The following is a 6,340-nucleotide window of genomic DNA, read 5'->3' as shown; positions in this document are numbered from 1 at the left end:
AATTGAATCTAACTATATTAGTGGTGATATAAAATCAGAGAGGTTAGTTCAAGCTGAAGAAATGTTAGAACGTATGCCAAATGAAGAAAAAGAATTTGGTAAATGGTTTATACAACAGTTAAAAAATATAAAACATATTTCCGTCGATGAAAAAGTGCATGATGGTCAAATGATTTTGGATAATGAATGTCAAATAGTAGCGACGCCAGGACATACTTCGGGGCATATTTCATTATATTTTCCGAATTTAGATTGTGTAATTACGGGAGATGCGGCTGTTCAAGAGAATCGTGAGTTAGTAATAGCTAATCCGAATTTTTGTTTGGATATAGAAAAAGCGAAACAGTCTTTAAACAGGATTAAAAGTTTTAAAGCAGCAGAGTATTATTGCTATCATGGAGGAAAGCTTACTGTATAAATTAATGAAAACCGGTCTTTCCTAAATCGAAAAGATCGGTTTTTTAGTTCATATATTTTGCGATTTCAACCAAATCAGTAACATTATATTTCGGTAAAATTGAAATATATATGTAAAGAAGAATATATATAATTTGAGCAAGGATATAGGGGGGAGAAGATGGGTTCGTTATTTGATGTAATAGCAAAATTAAGAAGTTCATTTTGTCTTCTACTAACATGGAAGCATTAATAAAATCTGAGAAAAAGCAAAAAGATTTTGTTCATCTAGTACAGGATGAATATAAAAAAAGAAGATAAGAATTTTTTTATTTTTCATATTTGGCGAAACAAATGGTACAATGAAAGCTAATGTGAAAAATAAGGAAAAGAAGTGGTCTATTTGAAAAACTTTTTAGAATTAGGAATTAGTGAAACTTTTAATCATACATTACGTGAAAATGGAATTACAGAAGCAACACCAATTCAAGAGAAGGCAATTCCTGTTATTATGTCAGGTAAAGATATTATTGGGCAGGCGAAAACAGGAACGGGTAAAACGTTAGCATTCGTGTTACCGATTTTAGAAAAAATCGATCCAGAGTCTAGTGATGTTCAGGCTTTAATTGTTGCACCAACAAGGGAACTAGCTCTGCAAATTACAACTGAAATTAAAAAAATGCTTGTTCAAAGAGAAGATATTAATGTACTAGCGATTTATGGTGGGCAAGATGTAGCACAACAATTGAGAAAATTAAAAGGTAATACACATATTGTTGTAGCGACACCGGGGCGATTATTAGATCATATACGACGTGAAACAATTGATTTAAGTAATCTTTCAACGATTGTATTAGATGAAGCGGATCAAATGCTTTATTTTGGTTTCTTATATGATATTGAAGATATTTTAGATGAGACACCTGATAGTAAACAAACGATGTTATTCTCAGCAACGATGCCAAAAGATATTAAAAAATTGGCGAAGCGTTATATGGATGAGCCGCAAATGATTCAAGTACAAAGTGAAGAAGTAACGGTTGATACAATTGAGCAGCGTGTCATTGAGACGACAGACCGTGCAAAGCCAGATGCACTTCGTTTTATTATGGATCGTGATCAGCCATTTTTAGCTGTTATTTTCTGTCGTACAAAGGTTAGAGCAAGTAAGCTTTATGATAATTTAAAAGGATTAGGTTATAATTGTGCTGAACTTCATGGTGATATACCTCAAGCGAAACGTGAAAGAGTTATGAAGAGTTTCCGCGAAGCTAAAATTCAGTACTTAATCGCAACGGATGTAGCAGCTCGTGGACTTGATGTAGATGGTGTAACGCACGTATTTAACTTTGATATCCCTGAAGATGTAGAAAGTTACATTCACCGCATTGGCCGAACAGGACGTGCAGGTGGATCAGGTCTTGCAATTACGTTCGTTGCAGCGAAAGATGAAAAACATTTAGAAGAAATTGAAAAAACGCTTGGTGCACCAATACAAAGAGAAATAATCGAACAACCGAAGATAAAACGTGTAGATGAAAATGGAAAACCGGTACCAAAGCCGGCTCCGAAGAAATCAGGTCAAAATCGTCAAAGAGATAGCCGCGAAGGTTCAAGAAGTGATTCAAGACGTGATTCCAGAAATAGCTCAAGAAGTGATTCAAGAAATAGTTCGAGAAATGAAAATAACCGATCATTTAATAAGCCAAGTAATAAAAAAGGTAGTACAAAGCAAGGTCAGCAAAGACGTGGTCGTTAAATGGTTATAATTGTAAAAGAGTCGCAAAATATTGTGGCTCTTTTTTTGTTTGTATACAACAAGGATGATGGCAAGAAAAAACAAAAATTTCATTCACCGTATTTGAAATTTATAAAGGAAATTTTATAGTCCAAAACCATTAGAGCAAGGGTATTACTATCATTCAGCAGAACACTTTGATTAAAAGAAAAGGTATTGAAGCGAGCGAGTATTTTCATTACACATTCCGCAATTATCGAAATAGAACAAGAGAAGTTTATGAAGGATTAAACTCGTATTGGTGTACGATCGTTGGAAACTGGAAAACTAATTTGTTAGTTTTGATCAATGAGGAACTCGAGAAGCACCACTGCCATCCTTATGGGGAAATTGCTTATGACGATGAAGGTAATGTAGTGATAATATGCGAAATAAGAAAAAAGGACTAGCAGTCGTACCTGCCGTCCTTTAATAGGAGAAAAAGTAATCTTGTTTAGAACTACGCATAAACAGAAAATCTGCTTGTAATTAGTTTTACCCTAAATATACATGTCTATACAAAAAAGGGATAAGTAAAAGATACTTATCCCCGGAAGGGAAATCCCAAGCACCAAAATGGCTCGTATTGGTCTGCAGGTTCAAAAGTAGTATATGTAAAACGAAAAATCTCATACAAAAAGCAGACAACGATTTTGGTTGTCTGCCAGTGAGCTCAATGAGTTAGCTAATTGTGATAATTTGCATCCCCATTGCGAGAAGAGTGAAGCTGCTAGTTCAAACAGCTTGTTGGTATTATTTTCGATTTCTTAAAAAATATACAGAGAAAGCAGATAAGTGAAGAGCCTACCTGCTTTTGCTGTAACAAAAGATAAGAGGTATTAGCCGTGGACACGGCGGCTTGAAAATAGTATGTATTTTTATTTGAAAAATATTCAAGGGGTGAAGAAACATGGAATGTTTAATAAAGTTGTTTGTTTTATTAATCAGTTAATTAATAAAACAAAATAGTTATTTGGGAGAAAGGGAAAATGAATATGAGATGAATTGAAGCTGTTGAAGAATTACTTGAAGTGATGAAAGAATGCTTTTGGAACGGAACATCTTTAAAGGGTGAAGCTAATGATTTTAATATTGTATCTTGGCTGATTGAAAAAGCGACGCGTAAAACAAAATAAAGATTTCATTTTGTAGCAATGGAGAATAGATATGTGTACTTATTGGGGGAAAGTAGATAAAGAGTTCTTTAAAAGGCAAGAACCGGAACAAAATAAAAGAGCGGCTAGCAAAAGCTAACTGCTCAATACAAGGAGATACAGAGAAGACTACTTTAAATGAATGTTGGCATACAGCCTACATACAGTATTGACCGAATATTTATTTTAAATTCAATTTATTTAAAGTAAACATCCCAACAGATAAAATGGTTGCGCCTGCTACAGAACCTAGCCAGTCTCTCCAGCCTAATGTATTTAAAGATGCATCTGTTAAATCCGTAATTAAGAAGATAGCAAACATTAATACACCAAATGCTAAGCATCCCCAAAATGTTTGCAAATATTTAATCATCTTCTTTCGGAACTTGCTCATATAAATCACCCTTATTAATAATTTATATTTTTATAAATAAATTATCACATATACAAAAATTAAAAGTGCGAAATATGCAATATTACATATTGGAACTCAACAAAATACTCCATTGATAAGTACATAGATCGAACGGAGGCATCGTTCTTTTCCTAAAATGAAAGGTGACGATAAGAAACATGAGATACGTTTTAAACAAATTGAGCGGACGTTAAAAAATAAAAATTTATAAAGGAAATAGAAAGTATGGTGTTGTATATGTACGATAATAGGAAACTTTTTGCAAACTAAACATATAATTTTAATAGACCGACAGTCGGTCTGATGGGAAGGAGAACTTGAATGCGAATTGTAAAGGAGTATGAGGAGCGTAGAAAGGAAATTTTAGAAACAGCTGAGCGTTTGTTTCTTACGAAAGGTTATACGAAAACAACCGTGAATGATATTTTAAAAGAAATTGGTATAGCAAAGGGGACGTTTTATCATTATTTTAAGTCGAAGGAGGAAGTAATGGATGAAATCATTATGAGGATTATTAAAGAGGATGTCACTAAGGCGAAAAGGATTGTCTCCAATCCCGATATCCCCGTTTTAGATAAGTTATTTAAAATTTTAATGGAACAATCACCAAAATCAGGAGATGTCAAAGAAAAAATGATTGAACAATTCCATCAACCAAATAATGCAGAAATGCATCAGAAAAGTTTAGTGCAATCCATTATACATTTATCTCCTGTATTAACGGAAGTTTTAGAGCAAGGAATAGAAGAAGGCATATTTTCTACTCCATACCCACAAGAAACAATTGAATTATTACTCTCTTCAGCACAAGTCATATTTGATGATGGTTTATTCCAGTGGAAACCGGAAGAAATGATGAGAAGAGCTAAGGCTTATATTAAAATGATGGAAGTATCTGTTGGAGCGAAAGAAGGGTCCTTTGATTATATGATCGAGGTTTTAATGAAACAGAAATAGCTTTTTTCTGTTTGAGTGTTATAGACCGGCAGTCGGTCTAGACTAAATGAAGGATGTGATGAAGATGCCAGCAAGTATTCAATCTTCCTTGAAAGATTTTCACTTAATGGTAAGTGGTCAAATTATTACTATTTTAGGTTCAACACTATTACGTTTTGCACTGTCTTTATATGTGCTAGATATAACAGGACGTGCCGATATATTTGCAGGGTTATATGCCATAACGAGTATCCCGTTTTTGTTAGCTCCTCTTGGCGGAGCGATAGCAGATCGTTTCAACCGCCGTAATGTAATGGTCATTTTGGATTTTATAAACGCTGCTATTGTATTAAGTTTTATAGTTTTGTTATTAACTGAATCGGTATCTATTTTATTGATTGGAGCAATTATGTTTTTACTAGCAGTCATTAGTGCAATGTACTCACCAGTTGTTATGGCAAGTATTCCGCAATTAGTTCCAGAGAAAAAGTTAGAACAAGCAAACGGTATCATAAATGGTGTGCAAGCATTATCTAATATAGTTGCACCTGTACTAGGAGGAATATTATATGGCATAATTGGTTTGAAAATGCTCGTAATAACAAGTTGTCTTGCTTTCTTTTTATCTGCAATTTTAGAAATGTTTATTACAATACCTTTTATAAAAAGAGCGCAAGAAAGCCATATCATACCGGCAATTGTAAAAGATATGAAAAAAGGTTTTCTTTATGTTTTAAAGCAACCTTTTATTTTGAAGGCTATGTTACTTGCAGCTTTACTAAACTTAATTTTGACACCGTTATTTGTTGTTGGAGGACCTATTATGTTACGAGTAACTATGCAGAGTAGCGATACGATGTATGGAATTGGAATGGGATTAATTGATTTTGCAACCATATTAGGGGCATTGTCAATCGGTTTCTTTGCTAAAAAGTTACAGATGAAAACATTATATAATTGGATGCTTATCATAGCTTTATTAGTAATGCCAGTGGCACTATCAGTTACACCGTTTATTCTTAATTTAGGATACTATCCACCATTTATCCTCTTTATACTTTCTTCTCTTCTAATCGCAATGATTATGACAATTGTATCCATTTATGTGATTACTGTAGTCCAAAAGAAAACACCAGATGAAAATCTAGGAAAAGTGATGGCATTTATAACAGCGGTATCTCAATGTATGGCACCAATTGGGCAAGTCGTATATGGTTTTATGTTTGAAGGATTCAGTACGAAAATTTATTTACCTATATTTGCTATTAGTTTCATAATGATATTAATAGCTATAGTGACGAAGAAAATATTAAGAAATGAAGGGAACTAGCTTCATATGATTAGGAGAATGTTAAAAAGAGATTTCTCTAAAAATAAAATGATAATTATCATTTTATTTATGTTTATCAAGTTATCAAGTTTTTAATGGCTAGTGCTTCAAGTAACGTTATAAATCTATGATCGATTGTTTAAAGTATCAAGCGCACCGCACGTCGTACAGATTCATACCGGAGAAATAAATCAAAAGTCAATGGATTCATTTGTAGAAAAAACTCCTTTTGTAAAAAAGTAGCAAACGGCAGAGATGATCCAAGTACAAGTAAACGGGTATAACATTTTTATACAAAATAAAAATAAGGCGAACATAATAGCGTAATAGAT

At 33.3% G+C, this 6,340-nt stretch carries 5 protein-coding genes and 1 pseudogene; 5 read left to right on the top strand and 1 reads right to left on the bottom strand.

Annotated features, from left to right (window positions below):
* Both ACQGSG_RS25435 and ACQGSG_RS25430 read left to right on the top strand, forming a co-directional pair.
* On the top strand, positions 1-418 hold a 418-nt coding region (locus ACQGSG_RS25435), incomplete at its 5' end, for an MBL fold metallo-hydrolase (protein WP_426948293.1).
* A gap of 372 nt (positions 419-790) precedes the next feature.
* Entirely contained in the window at positions 791-2,155 is a 1,365-nt protein-coding gene (locus tag ACQGSG_RS25430; protein ID WP_002098415.1) for a DEAD/DEAH box helicase, read from the top strand.
* 1,353 nt (positions 2,156-3,508) lie between these two features.
* Here ACQGSG_RS25430 and ACQGSG_RS25425 read toward each other — a convergent pair.
* Entirely contained in the window at positions 3,509-3,721 is a 213-nt protein-coding gene (locus ACQGSG_RS25425; RefSeq protein ID WP_000033159.1) for a hypothetical protein, read from the bottom strand.
* Positions 3,722-4,063: 342 nt separating this feature from the next.
* Here ACQGSG_RS25425 and ACQGSG_RS25420 point away from each other — a divergent pair, with 342 nt between their 5' ends.
* The 3 genes and pseudogenes from ACQGSG_RS25420 to ACQGSG_RS25410 form a co-directional block, all read left to right on the top strand.
* Positions 4,064-4,699, top strand: a complete 636-nt coding sequence (locus ACQGSG_RS25420) for a TetR/AcrR family transcriptional regulator (protein WP_001223580.1) — start codon at positions 4,064-4,066, stop codon at positions 4,697-4,699.
* A gap of 64 nt (positions 4,700-4,763) precedes the next feature.
* Positions 4,764-6,008, top strand: coding sequence for an MFS transporter (locus tag ACQGSG_RS25415; protein ID WP_325842912.1), 1,245 nt, complete (start codon positions 4,764-4,766; stop codon positions 6,006-6,008).
* 6 nt (positions 6,009-6,014) lie between these two features.
* Positions 6,015-6,340: pseudogene (locus ACQGSG_RS25410) on the top strand (ABC transporter permease); the annotation flags it as partial.

This window comes from Bacillus sp. GMa5/1, from assembly GCF_050172015.1.
GTDB classification, from domain to species: Bacteria; Bacillota; Bacilli; order Bacillales; family Bacillaceae_G; genus Bacillus_A; species Bacillus_A cereus.
Note: the sequence above shows the minus strand (reverse complement) of the source record. Positions and strands in the feature narration are given on the sequence as shown.